The sequence below is a fragment of the Bacteroidales bacterium genome (genome assembly GCA_016707785.1).
Taxonomy (GTDB): Bacteria; Bacteroidota; Bacteroidia; order Bacteroidales; family UBA4417; genus UBA4417.
The window spans coordinates 1-17,309 of sequence record JADJGZ010000056.1; the positions used below are offsets into that span (position 1 = coordinate 1).

Here is a 17,309-nt window from a genome sequence, read left to right on the forward strand (position 1 = left end):
TTGTCACCTGGTTCGCATAGACATAAAAAACAGGTTGATTTGCAAAACCATCCTTTGGAATCAGTTTTTTGGCTTTGTTAGCCAACGGTATGATTTCAGCCTGACTAGTTTTGTGCTGAACAAACTGAATATAAGATTTTTCTGCCTCGATGAATACATTCTTGAACTTCAGACACTTGATTTCGGTGTAACGTAATCCAGTATAACATGAGAACAAAAAGTAGCCTAAAGTTCGCTTGTATTCTGGTGTTAAAAATCCCTGGTATAGCTTTTCTAAAGCTCTAAGTTCCTCTTGAGTTAAAAACTGTCTGTTACCCTCAGGCTTCCGAACTTTCACTCCTTTTAGAGGATCATCTGCTATTATTCCCTCCTGTATTGCTTTGTTAATGAAAGTTTTAATGGTTCTGAATGCTTTCCATCTGGTATTTTGGTTATTCCCCCTGTTTATCAGGTAAGAATCAAACTGACGCCAAAGAAACGGAGTCAATTCTGGAAAAAAAAGCAAACTTGACTTAAACTCTTTCAGCTTTTTTGACTGGCTTTTGTACATTTTCACAGTTTCTTTGGCATACTGGTTGCCAAATTGTAGTAAATCAGCCTCAACAAAGGCGAAATAATCGTTTTTGTCTGCTGAATCATTACAAAACAGTTCATCAAAAGCACTAGAGTTGATGATTTTGCTTTGCAGGTTAGCCTGTGCAATAATGGTTTTGGAGTCTGTAAGGACCTTAGTGAGGTTGGAATTCAATGTGATACTATCAGGCGCCTGCAGTGATACCTCCTGCGCCCTTTCATTCCAGTAAGTAGGAAGTATAGAATGCCCTAAACTATAAAACCGGGTCTTCCCATTAAGGCGAATCCTTAATACAAGGGAGTTGGTTTTGTCCTTTCGTGTGACATCTTTACGAAGGATAATCTTACATTTTGCTCTGTTCATTTGCTTTCCCTTTCATTTTTTTTTGTGAGATTTTTGTGAAAGAAAATGCCGCAAACTTTGGAATTAGATGTTTCAAAACTTAAACCGCAATGTCTGCCCATTCTCAAACGAAGTTATCAAAAGGATTTGAAAAAAAAGCAGGAACTCATCTGAGTTCCTGCCTGTGGTGTCGACTGGAATTGAACCAGTGACACACGGATTTTCAGTCCGTTGCTCTACCAACTGAGCTACGACACCATTTGATAGGGAGTGCAAAGGTAGAATATTTTTTTAATCTCAAATACCAAAAGTTAGATTTTTCTTCATTCCTCAAAAAAAAACAAATTTATCTCTTTAAAAGCTGAAAAAAAGCCGATTAAATATTTGGAGTTAAAAAAAACTCATATATTTGCACCCCATTTAAGAAATTTAGTATCAATTCATTAAACCGATACAAAAATGACGAAAGCAGAAATCGTTACTGAAATTGCCAGTAAAACAAACATTGAAAAAGTTGCTGTCCAGCAGACAGTAGAAGCCTTCATGGATGCCATCAAAGGAGCTATGGCCAATGGTGAAAACGTGTACCTCAGGGGCTTCGGTAGTTTTGTAGTGAAAAAAAGGGCTGAAAAAACCGGAAGGAATATCAGCAAGAACACTACTATCATTATCCCAGCACACAATATTCCTTCATTTAAGCCTGCAAAGGTTTTCGTAAACGAAGTGAAGGGTAAAGTAAAGTAATCCCTGTATTTTCTTCTAAACAATCAATATCATGCCCAGCGGTAAGAAAAGAAAAAGACATAAAATGGCAACGCATAAACGTAAAAAACGTTTACGCAAGAACAGACACAAGAAGAAATAATTTTCTTATTCCTTTTGGCGATTTCATCACATGGAATTTGTTTTATTTCATGTGATGAAATTTTTTTCGAGTACCTTTACCTTCGGTTTTCGTACATTCTATTATTTTTATAGTTTGTGTACTCGCCTTTATAATTGGAATTGCAATTTGTGCTGTTGTGAATAAGGAATTAATAATAAACGCTAACGCGTCAGAAGTCAATATCGCTCTCCTGGAAGAGAAGGTGTTGGTTGAACTCAATAAAGAGAAGACCAATAGCAGTTTTGCAGTAGGTGACGTTTACCTTGGCCGTGTCAAAAAGATCATGCCAGGGCTCAATGCTGCCTTTGTCGATGTTGGATACGAAAAAGATGCATTTCTTCATTACCTGGACCTCGGGCCGCAGGTAAATTCGCTATTAAAGTATATCAAACTCGCTCTTTCCGGGAAAGAAGCCCAACTTACAATGCCTGAATTCCAATCGGAACCGGACATTGAAAAGACGGGAAAAATTTCCCAGGTGCTTTCTTCCAATCAACTAGTATTGGTTCAGATTGCCAAGGAACCTATTTCTACGAAAGGTCCAAGAATTTCTTCAGAGATCTCATTTGCAGGCAGGTACCTTGTACTGGTTCCATTCTCCAACAGGATTTCTATTTCTCAGAAAATCAAGAGCAGCGAAGAACGCAACCGCCTTAAAAGGCTCATTATGAGTATCAGGCCGAAGAATTATGGCGTGATTATTCGAACGGTTGCTGAAAATAAGAAAGTTGCCGACCTGGACGCTGACCTGAACAACCTTATCCAGAAATGGGAATCCGTTGCTCAAAAACTAGGAACAGCTAAAGCCCCTCAAAAAATCATCAGTGAACTCGACAGAACTTCCGCGATCCTTAGGGATATGCTGAATGAGTCGTTCAATAATATCCATGTGGATGATCCGATGGTTTGTGAAGAGGTAAAAAATTATATCCGGACCAATGCTCCTGATAAACTTGATATAGTCAAGCTTTATAAAGGGAAAGTGCCTATCTATGAAAACTTTGGTATCGATAAACAGATAAAAAACTCCTTTGGTAAAATAGTGACCATCAAGAGCGGGGTTTACCTGATTATTGAACATACTGAAGCTTTACATGTAATTGATGTCAATAGCGGGCATAAAGTAAATAGCGACAGCAGCCAGGAAGAGAATGCCCTTTCGGTAAACCTGGAAGCAGCCATTGAAGTTGCCCGGCAATTGCGCCTTCGTGATATGGGTGGTATCATTGTGGTGGACTTCATTGATATGCATGAAGGTTCTAACCGCAGGAAACTATTCACAAAGCTTAAAGATGAAATGGATAAGGATCACTCTAAACATAGTATCCTTCCTCCAAGTAAATTCGGTTTGGTTCAGATTACCCGTCAAAGGGTCCGTCCTGAAACCAATGTACAAATCCTGGAAAAATGCCCAACCTGTGAGGGTACCGGGGAGATAAAGCCAAGCATTCTGCTTACTGATGAAATTGAAAATAATATCCGTTATCTCCTTCAGGATCAAAACGAGCCTTATTTAAAAATAGGGGTTCATCCTTTTGCTTTTGCGTTCCTTACCAAAGGCGGGTTATTCAGGTCCCTGCAATGGAAATGGTATTTTAAATACAAGAAATGGATCAGCCTTATGCCGGTAAATTCTTACCATTTACTTGAATATCACTTCTTTAATAAAACACAGGACGAGATCAAAATGTGATCCCGCCCTGCTTCAACAAAAAGCAAATAGTCCTCAAGTCTATTTGATTGCTTCTGTTACTTCATATTCCATCGTAATCAATAAGTCCGCTCTAGAACGGAGTGCTTGAACCATTTTATGTTCCTGCTCTAAAACTGCCATACGGTATTCATTCTGCGGCTCCTTCCCTCTTACAACCTGAGCTTTTTTCGTTTCATGGTATGTAAGCTCAATAAAGATGCTCAGGTCTACACCTTCCGTCTTGATAGCATATAGTCCGTCTACTACAAGCATATCCACTGTTGAATAGTCGGTGGTGAGTTGATCCACCTGTTCCGTTACCAGGTCAACACAGGGGCCTGTTGATAATTTACTTTCCCTGAATTCACGAATATTCCTGTTGATAGTCTCCCAGTCGTATTCACCATATCCTACCACATTTTCGATTCCATTCGACTTCCTCCACTCTGTTCTTTCCAAAGGGAGAATCCTGTAATAATTATCTATATGTAAGGGTTTCGCAAAAATTCCATGTTTCCTGAGTCCTTTTGCAATCACATGCGCCAATTCTGATTTTCCTGATCCTGACTCACCGGAAATACCTATGATCATTTTTTTTACTGGTTGTTCGAGTATCTTGCTGATGATGATTTCACCAGCCTTCTGATGCTTTTCTGTAATTAACAATACGTCGCCTAACATGAGTTTTATTTTGAAGTGAACTAAAGTGAGCTAGAGTGAGCTAAAGTGAGCTAGAGTGAGCTAAAGTGAACTAGAGTGAGCTAGAGTGAGCTAGAGTGAACTAAAGTGGTTAATCTGGAAATTGGCTGGTCTATCCGATAGGACCACTTAATTTCTCGAGGTTAACGAAGAACTTTTATTTCAGTTGAAGTGGTTTTAATGGATTTTCCGAAGACTTCAAGCTGTGCCGGTTGATCAGTTAATACCTTAACCTGGTCATTGGTAATCTGGAAAGAGTACCTGGTGCCCCGGAATTGGATACCGAATTCCATCAAGGGCCATTGTTCAGGAAGTTGCGGGTTAATTTTTACCATATCTCCACTCAGATTTACCCCGGCATAGGTTGTGAGGGCTATACATATTGTGCCAGCCATAACACCTGCATGAATTCCTTCCCCGGTAGTTCCGCCCTGAATATCATTGAAGTCGCTCGACAGGGCATCATTATAAAGTTCCCAACTTAATTCAGGATTCCCGGCAAGTAATGCCAATTTTGAATGCACTACTCTACTGAGTGTAGAACCATGAGATGTTCTTTTAAGATAATATTCCAGGTTCTTTTGAAGATAATTATCCGGCAACGAATAACCCATTCCTTTAATGATGTCATCTACTTCTTCCTTTTCCAGGTTATAGAAGGTCATCAGCATATCTGCCTGTTTTGCTACTTTAAATGCATCCGGAGAAAGATTCTCGGCTTTTAGGATGCGATCCATGCGGTAGATATTGGAATATTTTTGTTTATAATACTCCCAATCCAGCTCTTTCAGGTCAAAATAGCCATCATATTGAGCAATAATACCGTCCTTATCAATACAAAGGTTCAAACGAGAGGCAATCTTGTGCCAATTTTCAATCTCGTCCTTTGTGAAGTTATATTTATCTCTAAGCTTTCCAAAGGCTTCATTCCCAATCAGATCAAGAATAATCCCTGCCTTTTTGAAAGCCCATGCAGTCATTATATTAATATAGGCATTATCACGGAGACCTCCTTCAGTGGCGTCAGGGTATTGTTCATGAAACTCATCCGGCCCCATCACCTTATCAATTGAATACCTGCCTGATGCTTCATTCCATTTGGCTTTACTGGCCCAGAACCTGCATATTTCAAGGAACATTTCTGCCCCGTATTCCTGCATGAATTGGATATCGGCAGTTGTATTGAAATACTGCCAGGTATCAAAGGCAATAGCTAATGAAACATGCCGCTGCAGGGAACTGTGATCGGGATCCCACTGACCGGATAAAGGATTCAGGTGAATTACCTGCGTTTCTTCTCTCCCGTCGGAGCCACTTTGCCAGGGGAACATAGCTCCCTGGTATCCATATTCCTGAGCATATTCTCTTGCTTTATCCAGCCTTCTGTAGCGGTACATAAGCATAGATTTGGCAGTAGCAGTCAGGTGCATATTATAAAGGGGAAGAATAAAGAGTTCGTCCCAGAAAATATGTCCCCTGTAAGCTTCTCCATGTAAACCACGGGCGGTAATACTGGCATCTATTTTTTTATTGTGTGGCGACATTGAGACCATCAGGTGGTAGAGGTGCAAACGCATTAACCTCTGGGATTCCAGGTCTTCCTCAATGATAATATCCATGTCATTCCAGATCTGGTTCCATGCATCAACGCTTTCGTATAAGGCAAGGTCAAAATCAACAAAAGAATCCAGTGCTTTCATTGAGGCATCCAGTGGATCTTTGGCATCATCCGGTTTTGAAGTAAACATGGCCACTTTCTTCACCAGGGCATATTCGGAACCTTCACTAACCGGGATTGTAACCTGTCCAAACACTTTTCCGGGAGCAATGGCCGAATCCAGATAAACCTTTATTGGCTCATCGTCTTCATAAAATTCATATTCTGCAGCCTGGGCAATAATAATACCCGATTGTGTTGTTTCAACTGCCAGGTGCTGCCTGTTGCCATCGGCTCCTTCAAATTTTGACTTCAGATGCTGCTGGTTCAGTGCCTTATATCTATCAACACCTTCATTTATGATATCGCCATCCAAACCTACTTTGAAAGTAATATTGCCTGAATAATTCAAGGGGATGACTGTGTATCTTATTCCTGCAAGATGAGGATTATGCATAGAGGCATAACGTTCAGAAATAATGGTAGTTTCATTACCCGAACGATCCCGCACTGTTAGCTGTCTTTCCAGCAAACCCCTTCCAAGCGACAGAGTACGATCAATAGCGATAATCTCTGTATCATTAATATCAAACCAATCCCCATGATTAATGCTGAATGTAATCGGCAACCAATTCGGACAATTTACAAAATCTTCATTTTCAACATCTTTGCCGGCAATAGGGGTGATAAGTCGATTATATAATCCGGCAATATAGGTTCCAGGATAGTTTGCTTTATTTGCATGACTTTCTTCCATAGCTCCCCGTGTACCGAAGTATCCGTTTCCAATTGCAAGCAATGCCTCACGGGTTCTTTCCTTCTGAGGGTCATAATCGTTATAGGTGATATCCCAGCCCAGTTCTCCATCTTCATCATCAAACCACACATCCAGATCATCAATGGTGATTTCATCAAGGTCTGAAACAACTATATCCGCTCCATTATCATAGAGTTCATTTTCATTTTCTTCCCTGGCAATGCCGAGTACCAGTCCGAATTCACCTTTTCTGCCTGCAGCGACACCTGAAACAGCATCTTCAACAACAATGGAACGGGAAGGATCTACATTGAGATTTTTAGCAGCAGTGAGGAAGATATCAGGTTCAGGTTTTCCTTTGAGACCCATTTCAGCAGATACTTCACCATCTACTCTTGTTTCAATAAGTGGCAACAGACCAGCTGCTTGAAGCACGGCAAAGCAATTTTTACTTGATGAAGCTACCCCAATCCTTATATCTGCTGCCTTTAATTCATGGATCAGCTTCACAGTAGATTCATATACTTTGACACCTTCCTTATCCAGAACTTCATTGAAGGCAATATTTTTCCGGTTTCCAAGTCCGCAAACTGTCTCTGATTCAGGTTTATCGTCAGGTGTACCGAATGGAATTTCTATCCCCCTTGAAAGAAGGAATGATTTTACCCCTTCATATCTCGGTTTTCCATCAACATAAGGCAGATAATCTTCTTTTGACCGAAATTCGCTGAACGGCTCACCAAATTTTTTTTCACGCTCCTGCAGATATTCATCAAACATTTTCTTCCAGGCCCGGCTATGAACCAGGGCTGTTTGAGTGATAACACCATCCAGGTCAAAAATTACTGCGTCGAAATTCAGTTTTGACATATCTTAGGTTATGTTAAATCGTATAAGAATAAAGTGTTTCCGGTAGTTTTTACTTTTCAGGAGTAAATCCACCTAAATCCGTATGGCTCAATAGTCATTTTTGAGGACCATGACTGTTGAAGTAATTCCTTACCAGAGGTTAAAGTTGCAGGTAGTTGAAGATCACAAGGCTGATCTGTCATATTATGAACGACAAGAATTTTCTCGTTCCCAAATTCCCTTTGATAGGCAAGAATAGCTCCTGCACTATTTCCGCTAAGATTGCTAAAAGTGAGGCTTCCTCTGCCGAACGCCTTATACTGCCTCCTTGTTTTGAGCATCTTTTTTAGTTTCACATTCACTGAGCTGCTAAAACTTAGAGGATCTGCAAGTTCTTTTTCGAGCTGGTTCCAATCAATTTTGCCTCGTACGAGGAACCTGGTATCATCTTTACCCGTAAGATGAATCATTTCATTGTAATAGGCTTCATCATTCAGCTTCCCGAATTCATCACCATAATATATTACCGGTGTTCCGGGTAAGGTAAGAATCAATGAATAAGCCAGGTGAATCTTGCGTGGATCCCTGTTCAATAATTCAGATAACCTTGCTGATATCCCTTCTCCTAATCGAAAATCCCATTTAGGGTCGAGGCAATAATTTTCATGAATAAATTTTCGTTCTTCTTCAGTTACATAGACCAGTTCAAGACTAAGTTCATCATGACATCTGAGGAAGGTGAACCATTGCCCGCTAGGGGGTAAAGTGGGAGTTACTGCCGGACTAAGGATTTCCTGTATAGGGTTACCGCTTTGCTGGGCAATCGCTTTAAACATCCTGGGCATCAGCGGGAAATGATAGGCTGCATGGCACTCATCGCCATTACCCATATATTCCACCACTTTAGCAGGCTGCTGGCAAGCTTCGGCTAATAATAATGAGCCGGGTTTCATATAATCCAGGATAGCCCGAAGAAATTTTACAATCAGGTGGGTTTGTGGAAGATTTTCACACTCTGTACCTTCCTCTTTCCAGATATAGGGAATTGCATCAACCCTGAAACCATCCACGCCAATATCCTGCCAGAAAAGTAATGCCTGGCACATAGATAAGAGTACTTCCGGATTTCTATAATTCAGGTCAGGCTGAAAGTTGAAAAACCTGTGAAAATAGTATTCACCGTCGCAGAACTCCCAATTGGACTTTTCAATCCCTTTAAAAATAATGCGTGCTTTATCATAGGAAGATGGATCAGTCCCCCAGATATAATAATTGCGATAAGGATTTGATTTAGATTTCCTCGCTTCCTTAAACCAGTAGTGCTGGTCGGAAGTGTGGTTCATAGCAATATCAAAAATTACCTTGATTCCACGGTTGTGGGCTTCTTTCAGAAGTTGCCCAAATATCTTGTATTGATTTTTATCATTAGGTCCGAGGAGTTCATTCCGGATGCTGAAATAATCACTTATATCAAAACCTGCATCCCGCATGGGTGAATCCAGGATAGGCAAAAGCCAAAGACAATTGACGCCCAGATCATGGATATAGTCTAATTTTTCAGTGATTCCCTGGAAGTCGTGATTAAACAGATCAACATATAAGGAATACACAATAGCATCTTTATACCAATCCAGATGTTCTCCATTGTGGTTGCTTTCTTTTGGATAAGGATGCAAGGTATGTAAATAATTCTCAAGAATCCGGGAGGACACATCCGGATATAGATCGCCCCAAATGTCAAATAATACCTCACGTTGTAGCATAGTAATAGCAGCTTAATAATTGCAGGGATAATTGAGTTAACTATTCCTAAAATAAAATCGGCAGCGAAATAAATGGAAAGAGTGGTACCTGGATAGTGAGTTAATAATGATTTGTCCAGAGAGGCTCAGTTCCAATCCTGAATTACTTAGGGAAGCATATTTTTAGTCAATAAATAAATACTAACCCTGTAGAGGCGGTTTGAATAAATAGGAAAAAAGGGGCTATTTACGAATTTGTGAATAGCCCCTTTTTAAATGTGTTAAATCTATTTCTTCATTTTAGTAATCGTGCAAGATGGTGCAGCCTTACCTAAGTCGAGGGTAATTGCATAGGTACCAGCTTCAGCGATTGAAATATTGGCACCGTCCTGGGAAAGAGCATTTAAATCTCCTCCGAGGTTGATGGCCCAATCATCATTGGCTCTGAATTTGATGCTACCAACAGTAAGAGCAACAGTGATTTTCATCACCTGAGCGGTTTCATCCCATGTCAGGTTTGTGTCATCACTCCATCCGCCTGGGGTTGCATCTCCAATGAGTCCCCACCTGTTTGCCTGGTAGGTGTAAGCATGAGGATGGCTTAGATCAAGGACAAAGTAATAATCTGATTCAACAGTAGCAGGAATATTACTTCCACCACCATCAAGAGTTGAATTTGCTGCAGTACTTCCGTAATTATAATCCCATGAATGGTTGGCCCTGAATTTGAATTCACCGGCTGTAAGGTGGATTCCGCCCCTCCATGTCTGGAGACCAGGATTGTAAGTGAGAGCAGTTTCATCATTCCAACCATTGGCTGAGGCACTTCCAATTACTCCCCATGAGGTTGCAACGGCTGTGTAAGTAAGGGCAGTTGGATTAACATTGATTTTATAGTATCCTGCAGGAGAGTTGAAATTTCCACCATCGGCATCAAGCGTTCCAGCAGCAGCACCGGCGCCGTAATTAGGTCCGTCCCAGTTAGGTTTGGTTGCTATTTTCCATTCATTGGTGCCATTAGCCATATAGACGTAACCTTCAACATTCTCAGGTGAAGCTTCGGTGCTCTTAATCTGTGGTGAAGTAGCAGGATCCCAATCATTCATTCCAAGTCCCGGATAGGAGGCTGCAACGTAATTACCAGGTACATACCAATTGCGAACAGAAACCAGGGTAGTGAATTCAATATCTTCACCGTAGGATGTACCTGCACTGTTGGTAGCATAAGCGCGAACGTGATAAGTGGTAAGTCCTGACAATCCGGAGAGAGCACTTACAAATTCACCATCACCTGTACCATCGGAGGTTTTGCTTCCATCTACAGTGGGGTTGGCATCAGGGCCGTAGCATACACCACGGGCAGTAATGTCAGCGCCACCAGTAACTGTTACATTCCCACCGGTAGTTGCAGTGGTACCGGTAATTCCAGTAACAGCTGCAGTGGTAACTGTTGGTGCAATCGGAGAAGTGGTAAAGGTAAACTCTTCACCATACATGGTACCCATTGCGTTAATGGCGTAGGCCCTGGCATAATAGGTAGTTGCATAGTCAAGTTCTATGAGTGTTACAGAAAAAGTAGCGGTTGTATTTTCCCCTGTATACACCATTTTACTTTCTGAAGTGGTAGGTGCCGGAGCCGTATTATAACAGATCCCTTTTTCAGTAAAGCCATCACCGGAAGCAACAACGAATCCAATCACTGTAGCTTCATGTGCAGAAACGTTAATGACCTGAGCTGTTGAAAGTTTCGGATCTAGGCGTACATCCGAATTATCCTTGGTACATGCGGTGAAAAATACAGTCGCAATGGCAAGGATGGACAATAATTTATATAAGGACTTTCTTTTCATGTTTAATGAGTTAAATTTTGGTTTCAATAATCTGTTTTATAACGATTATTTTCAGTATTGAAGGGTTCATTGGGATTCAATCCTGGACTCCCAATGAATCCTTCAAATGCTGTTTTAGTTTTTAACAAGGGTATAAGTTCCGGCTTCTGTACCAGGAGTTGGATCGGTGATTGTCATTGAAATGGTATAGTTACCTGCTTCAGAAATGGCAATGTTTGGACCATTATGCTCCAGTTTTTCTGGTGTTCCGCCAAGGTTCCATGCCCAGCCATCATTCAGCCTGAATTTGATTTCACCAACCACCAGGTCAATAGTGATATTCCATGAACCATTTTGTGGATTGTAATCCATTTTCTGGTCAGGGGAATCCCAACCATTTGGAGTGGCTGAACCAACAAGTCCGATCATATAAGGATCGAGGCTATAGGTAAGAGCTGTAGTATTTGCGGATAACTGATACCAGCCATTGGAAGGAGGAGTTATTCCAACACCATTCACAGCAAGAGATGCCCCACTGGCACCATATGTAATGTTTGCATCAGGATCTTTCAGGGTGAAAGGCTGGGTAACATCCAGTTTTACGAAACCAAAATATGCACCATCTCCGAGGGCTGACTCTATTTTCTGGGCCATTCCTGAGCCTATGAGTTCAAGGCGGGGTAACCCGTAAGTGGATACATTTGCAGTAACAACTGCTGAAGTGTATTCCATTGGATCTGAACCTGTACCTGGAGCGCCAGTGCCGGCATCAACAACCAGGATAGAACGAATTCTAAAATCAACAGAAGTAGTCTGATCTGCTGGAAGTTTCTTTAGAAGTAACCCGTTCAAATCGCTAACCGAAATTTTTATCTCGGTATTTTTTACACCAGTATATAAGGTAACAGCATCAACGAAATTATTTCCGGTAACGCAAGCTTCCAGGAAGTAATTGGCTGAAGCATTGAAACCAGGATTTACAGGGGTTCCAACGAAAGTAAGGATATTAGTCCCATTAGCCCTTGTAAGTGTCAGGTCAGGAAGAGTTTGAAGGGTTGGTGCGGCAGGGTCAGTTAACATCACGACCTTGTCACCATCCTTTTCACAGCTGGCAAAAAGGCTGATCATTCCAAGGAAAGCCAAGTATATGATTAATTTGCTTTTCATATCGATTAAGGTTTAGAGGATTAGTAACCAGGATTTTGTTTGATGTTTGGATTTGCAGATACCTCAGCACCCGGAATCGGGAATACGTTCAAATGGTTAGAGGTAGCAGAACCATTGAAAGTTCCACCTTTCCAGGCCCATTTGTAATTGCCGTCGGTAAACTGACCGAAACGAACGAGGTCAGTACGTCTTTGTGCTTCATAGTAGAATTCACGTCCACGTTCATCAAGGATGAATTGGGCATTTAACTGAGCAGCTGTGATATTACCACTGTTGTCGCCAAATGCACGTGTACGGATGGTATTGATATCTGCAACGGCATCAGCTGTATTTCCCAATCTGAAATTGGCTTCTGCTCTCATCATGATAGCGTCAGCAAAGCGGAAAATAGGAAAATCAGTACTTGCAAATGCAGAATTATAATTTGCAGCTTGTGATTCATCAGCATTCCTGGCTGTGAATTTGTAAACTCCAATTCCATAATCTCCACTGGAAGAAGCACTTGGAATATCCGGGCTCTTTTTAACCCTTAGATAAACCCTGCTATCTTTACTTGTGGTGAAGAAAGGATCGGTATCCCAGGGAACAGGGTTTCCACCATAGGTAGCCAGGGTGTCGATCATTACATTAAGGAATTGTTTCCTTGCCCTGTTACCATTCCAGTTTGTATTGGTAGTTAGACCATGGAAATCTTCAGCCCTGAGGTAAACAGCGTCACTGCTTGATTCAATTATGAAGGTTGTTCCAACATAACCCTGGATATTGATACCATCCTGTGCAAAACCGAAGATCATTTCAGGATTGCTTTGTCCGTCGTTATCAGCACTGAAATTCTGGCGATAGTTATCAGCCAGTGAATAGGCACCGCTGGTGATTACCTTATCAGCATAATATTTACAGCTGTCCCATTTAGCGGTTCCGGTATAAACTTCAGCATTAAGATAAAGTTTAGCAAGCAGCATCCATACAGCTCCTCTGTCGGCTTGTGGATAAGCTGTTCCGGGATCTGATAACTTATCTTCAATTGATTTCAACTGAGAAACGATGTAGTTAAAGAGCATTGGACGTGCAACGAGCAATTCTCTGTCAAGCTGTGTGGGATAAAATTTACCAACACCATCGGATTCTGTTGTGAAAGGAGGATTTCCAAAAAGATCAAGATACCAATAGTAAGCTAAAGCCCTTAGATATTTGGCTTCAGCATTATACCTTATAATCTTGGGGTCGGAGTTACCTTCAGTAAATTTGATGTAATCGTTGGCATAAGTGATAGATAAACCTAATCTCTGGTAGAGAGCTGTCAGGAATGGGTTGCTGGAACTCCATGTCTGAGTATTCAGATCAGCAATACCTACGTCACCCCAGGCACAAATTGCTTCATCAGTTGTAATTTCCTGGCAATTCCAGAAAGCCCTCATGGTGGTAAAGAAGTTTCCATCAGATGCACTGATATCATCTCCTCTTCCATCACCGGAACCCTGGCCTGAAATGATAAAACTTGCATAAATCTTCCCTAATACTTGTTTCATGTATTCAGGGTCATCGCTTAGATTACCTGATAAAATTGTATTAGGGTCTTTGGGAGTAACATCAAGATCTTTCACGCATGATACAATCATCAATGCTGAAAGGGCTATTCCTATTATAAATGTGTTTCTTTTCATAATGCAATGTAGTTTTTAACGATTAGTAACTTAAGCTAAGACCAACCATAAAGATGCGAGGCCTGGGGTAGAAGTTGTTGTCAATTCCACCGGATACCTCAGGATCAATACCGCTATACTTGGTAATGGTAAGGGCATTTTGAATTGTAAAGCTTAAGCGGGCATTCATCTTTTTACAGAATTCATCAAAATTATAACCAACGCTTACATTATCCAGTTTAAAGAAAGAAGCGTTTTCAACGAAATAATCGCTGGTAAACTGGCGCTTAACAAACTTGGTATCATCAAGGAAAGTAGGCTCATTATGCCAGTAACCGATTTGGTACATCTGGTCGTAGGAAGCACCTGCTGCAACCTGGTTGTAAACATAGTTACCAATGCTGGCGCGGGTAGAGGCAGCCATATCAAAGTTCTTATAGTTTACTCTGAAGGAGAATCCCATCAGGTAATCAGGTGCAGGGTTATGGTAGATATATTTATCATTGTTATCACCATTAACTGATCCACCTTCACCGGAAAGGTCAACATATAAACCTTCAACCGGGTTTCCATCAGCATCATAAACCTGTTTGTTTACGAAGAAGGAGTATGCGGGGAATCCAACCCTGGTAACTTGTTTCTGACCAGTGAAAGCATCACCATAAAGTACACCAATGAATTTAGGGTCATCGGAAAGTAACAGTTTGGTAATTTCATTCTTGTTATAGGTCAGATTAAAGCCAATATTCACGGAGAAATCCTTTTTAAGGACAGGGATAACATTCAAACTCAACTCAGCACCCTTGTTTTCAAGGCTTCCGACATTGGTAAGCAAGATGTTGGAGAAGTTGCTTCCGGTTGGGATAGTAACTGTATTGAGAAGGTCATCGGTAACCCTTTTATAAAGGTCGAATGAACCGGTGATCCTGTCTTTCATGAATCCGAAGTCAATACCAATATTCTGGGTGGTAGTTTCTTCCCATTTGATATTGGGGTCATAGGTACTTGGACGTAATGTAGGGATATATTCTCCATCAATGATATAATAGGATCCTGTTGAAGAGTTGACATATCTAGCCATGTATGGGTAATCGTTCCCTATATCCTGCTGACCGGTAACACCCCAACCTAAGCGTAATTTCAAATCAGAAACAACGGTAACATCTTTCAGGAAAGATTCTTCTTTAATTTTCCAGGCAAAAGCAGCTGATGGGAATAAGCCCCAACGGTTATCTTTTGAGAAACGTGAGGAACCATCTTCGCGTAATGTAAAGGTGAGTAAATACCTATCCATAAAGGTATAATTTAGACGACCGAAGAAGGAAACAAGGTAGTTCTCAGTGATTGATTTTGTAACAATCTTTTGATCTGTTTCTCCAACCAGATGATAAATGAAACTCAAATTATCATTATTGCGTTCGAAATGCTGCCATGAATAACCGCCAGTCAGATCAATTTTAGAACGAATCGATTCGAGATCCTTGGTGTAGTTCAGGTAGAAGTCCAACAGGTTGTTAGTATTTTTTCCAATATACTCACTATAATTTCCAGTTGAAGGTACAGTAAGATTGGTAGGCCAACGGTCGTTATGACCATCACTCTTGGTATAATCCGTTGCAAGATTCAGATTTGCGCGCAAATCAGGAAGGAAAGGAAGTTTGTAATCCAACTGAATATTCCCGATGAATCTGTTAACTATTGACGTGTTGTCAATATCCAGGGCTTGTTGCAGCGGATTCATTGTTCCCAGGTTGGCATCATAATTCATCCAGTTGAAATAACCATTTGAATTTTCATTTCCATCTCTTACAACCTGTGAAGGATCCATTGCAATTGCCGAACCAACGGCACCGGCATCTCCATAATTATGGTGAGCACTCATTCCTTTTGCATTCATTGTTACTTTCAATGAATTGTCGAAGAATGTCGGATTGAGGCTAATTGCACCGGTGAGGCGCTGCATATCAGTATTCTTAACAATACCTTCCTGTCCGGTGTAACCTAAAGAAATGCGGTATGGGAGAGATTTAACGGCACCGGTCAGACTCACATTATGATCCTGTGAAATGGCTGTGCGGTAAATTTCCTTTTGCCAGTCGGTGTTGGCACTGCCAAGCTTATTATAGCTATCGGCACCAAAAAGGTCTTTATGATTGAATGCAATTTCCCTGATCTGATCCCCTGAGTAAACATCTATAAAAGCAGTAGGAACAGAGAAAGAGGTGCTTCCGTTATAGGCTAACTTCATACCTGAGCCTACAACACCTTTTTTAGTCGTGATCAGGATGACACCGTTTGAAGCGCGTGATCCGTAAATGGCTGTAGCAGAAGCATCTTTCAGTACTGTGAAGGTTTCAATGTCGTTGGGGTTAACAAAAGAAAGAATGTTTGAACTTCCGGCAACACCGTTATTATCGATAGGAACACCATCAATAATAATGAGAGGGTCGTTTGAAGCATTGAGTGAAGAACCTCCACGAACACGAATGGTAGCTCCGGCTCCGGGGGCACCCCCTGCTGTAGTGATAACAACACCGGCGCTCTTACCAACAAGGAGTTCCTGGGCTGAGTTAATAACACCACGGTTGAAATCTTTGGTGCTGACGGTTGAAATTGATCCGGTAGCATCAGATTTCTTAACCTGGCCATAACCGATTACGACTACCTCACTAAGACCTGTTGAGGAGGAATTCAAAACAACATCAATGGTTTTCTGGGCTCCTACAACAACTTCCTGAGTAGTATAACCTATGTAGGAAAAAACCAGGGTAGAACCTGCATTGACATTGAGGCTGTATTTACCATCAATATCTGAAATGGTTCCGGTGCTGGTTCCTTTAATAAGTACAGTAACGCCTGGTAATGTTTTACCATCCGCTCCATCAGTAATTTTTCCTGTTAACTTAACCTCTTGAGCATAGGCTTGAAAACTAAATGCCCATACAAGGATAAGAAACAGGACCTTGAAAGAGATAAATTGTTTCTTCATAGATCTGGCTTTCTTGTGGTTAAACAAATGTTAAATTATATTGAACTTGAGGTTGAATTTTCGTAATTTGGAGTATTAAAAGGCCGGAACAGTATTGAACTAAGCGAAAAAGTAATGTGTAATCCGGATCAAAACTAAAGAATTAATAAACTAATATAACTCACTATGTTAAAGAATCATAAAGAAACAATGAAAAAAAATGGTGAAATCGTTTTCGCAAACGTTTGCATCTGTGTATTCTAATAAATCTTTTTATAAATCGCTGACAAATACTCCGAAAGAGCTTGTCAATACATAGTTATAGAACGTTGTCTTTATAACATGTTGAGATTAGTTTAATATACTTTATGATTTATTTTAGTAACATCGTCCAATTATTATATCCTTCCTTGAAGAATTGTTATGTCCAAAACAGTCACACATCACCATTGATTTATGTATATATATAATTGACTTTACATATTTTTTTGTTATATATAATT

Annotated in this window: 10 protein-coding genes and 1 tRNA gene; 2 read left to right on the plus strand and 9 right to left on the minus strand. The window is 40.7% G+C overall.

Annotated features, from left to right (window positions below; all coding sequences use genetic code 11):
* A partial coding sequence (locus IPH84_18575; GenBank protein MBK7175171.1) for a site-specific integrase occupies positions 1–937 on the minus strand: 937 nt, incomplete at its 3' end.
* A 164-nt stretch (positions 938–1,101) separates the two neighbouring features.
* Positions 1,102–1,174: transfer RNA gene (locus IPH84_18580), tRNA-Phe, on the minus strand.
* A gap of 201 nt (positions 1,175–1,375) precedes the next feature.
* On the opposite strand from IPH84_18580, the gene IPH84_18585 reads away from it, so the two are divergent.
* Both IPH84_18585 and IPH84_18590 read left to right on the plus strand, forming a co-directional pair.
* Positions 1,376–1,660, plus strand: a complete 285-nt coding sequence (locus IPH84_18585; protein MBK7175172.1) for an integration host factor subunit beta — start codon at positions 1,376–1,378, stop codon at positions 1,658–1,660.
* Positions 1,661–1,938: 278 nt separating this feature from the next.
* On the plus strand, positions 1,939–3,495 hold the full coding sequence (locus IPH84_18590; GenBank protein ID MBK7175173.1) for an Rne/Rng family ribonuclease: 1,557 nt from the start codon (positions 1,939–1,941) through the stop codon (positions 3,493–3,495).
* Between the two features lie 39 nt (positions 3,496–3,534).
* Here IPH84_18590 and IPH84_18595 read toward each other — a convergent pair whose 3' ends face one another.
* The 7 genes from IPH84_18595 to IPH84_18625 form a co-directional block, all read right to left on the minus strand.
* Entirely contained in the window at positions 3,535–4,176 is a 642-nt protein-coding gene (locus tag IPH84_18595) for a uridine kinase (protein MBK7175174.1), read from the minus strand.
* Between the two features lie 161 nt (positions 4,177–4,337).
* Positions 4,338–7,478, minus strand: a complete 3,141-nt coding sequence (locus IPH84_18600; GenBank protein MBK7175175.1) for a beta-phosphoglucomutase family hydrolase — start codon at positions 7,476–7,478, stop codon at positions 4,338–4,340.
* Positions 7,479–7,534: 56 nt separating this feature from the next.
* Positions 7,535–9,220, minus strand: a complete 1,686-nt coding sequence (locus IPH84_18605; protein ID MBK7175176.1) for an alpha-glucosidase C-terminal domain-containing protein — start codon at positions 9,218–9,220, stop codon at positions 7,535–7,537.
* 266 nt (positions 9,221–9,486) lie between these two features.
* Positions 9,487–11,049, minus strand: a complete 1,563-nt coding sequence (locus tag IPH84_18610) for a SusF/SusE family outer membrane protein (GenBank protein MBK7175177.1) — start codon at positions 11,047–11,049, stop codon at positions 9,487–9,489.
* 114 nt (positions 11,050–11,163) lie between these two features.
* Positions 11,164–12,195: a SusE domain-containing protein gene (locus IPH84_18615; GenBank protein ID MBK7175178.1), complete on the minus strand. Its 1,032-nt coding sequence runs from the start codon at positions 12,193–12,195 to the stop codon at positions 11,164–11,166.
* Positions 12,196–12,215: 20 nt separating this feature from the next.
* The gene (locus IPH84_18620) at positions 12,216–13,859 is read right to left on the minus strand and encodes a RagB/SusD family nutrient uptake outer membrane protein (GenBank protein ID MBK7175179.1); all 1,644 of its coding nucleotides are present in this window, start codon (positions 13,857–13,859) and stop codon (positions 12,216–12,218) included.
* 22 nt (positions 13,860–13,881) lie between these two features.
* Positions 13,882–16,827, minus strand: coding sequence for a TonB-dependent receptor (locus tag IPH84_18625; protein ID MBK7175180.1), 2,946 nt, complete (start codon positions 16,825–16,827; stop codon positions 13,882–13,884).
* Between the last annotated feature and the right edge of the window lie 482 nt (positions 16,828–17,309).

What these genes read in the sequence shown, in the direction of transcription:
- IPH84_18620 (MBK7175179.1), bottom strand. Translation starts at nt 13,859, where the DNA reads ATGAAAAGAAACACATTTATAATAGGAATAGCCCTTTCAGCATTGATG.
- IPH84_18625 (MBK7175180.1), bottom strand. Translation starts at nt 16,827, where the DNA reads ATGAAGAAACAATTTATCTCTTTCAAGGTCCTGTTTCTTATCCTTGTA.
- IPH84_18615 (MBK7175178.1), bottom strand. Translation starts at nt 12,195, where the DNA reads ATGAAAAGCAAATTAATCATATACTTGGCTTTCCTTGGAATGATCAGC.
- IPH84_18605 (MBK7175176.1), bottom strand. Translation starts at nt 9,220, where the DNA reads ATGCTACAACGTGAGGTATTATTTGACATTTGGGGCGATCTATATCCG.
- IPH84_18595 (MBK7175174.1), bottom strand. Translation starts at nt 4,176, where the DNA reads ATGTTAGGCGACGTATTGTTAATTACAGAAAAGCATCAGAAGGCTGGT.
- IPH84_18600 (MBK7175175.1), bottom strand. Translation starts at nt 7,478, where the DNA reads ATGTCAAAACTGAATTTCGACGCAGTAATTTTTGACCTGGATGGTGTT.
- IPH84_18585 (MBK7175172.1), top strand. Translation starts at nt 1,376, where the DNA reads ATGACGAAAGCAGAAATCGTTACTGAAATTGCCAGTAAAACAAACATT.
- IPH84_18610 (MBK7175177.1), bottom strand. Translation starts at nt 11,049, where the DNA reads ATGAAAAGAAAGTCCTTATATAAATTATTGTCCATCCTTGCCATTGCG.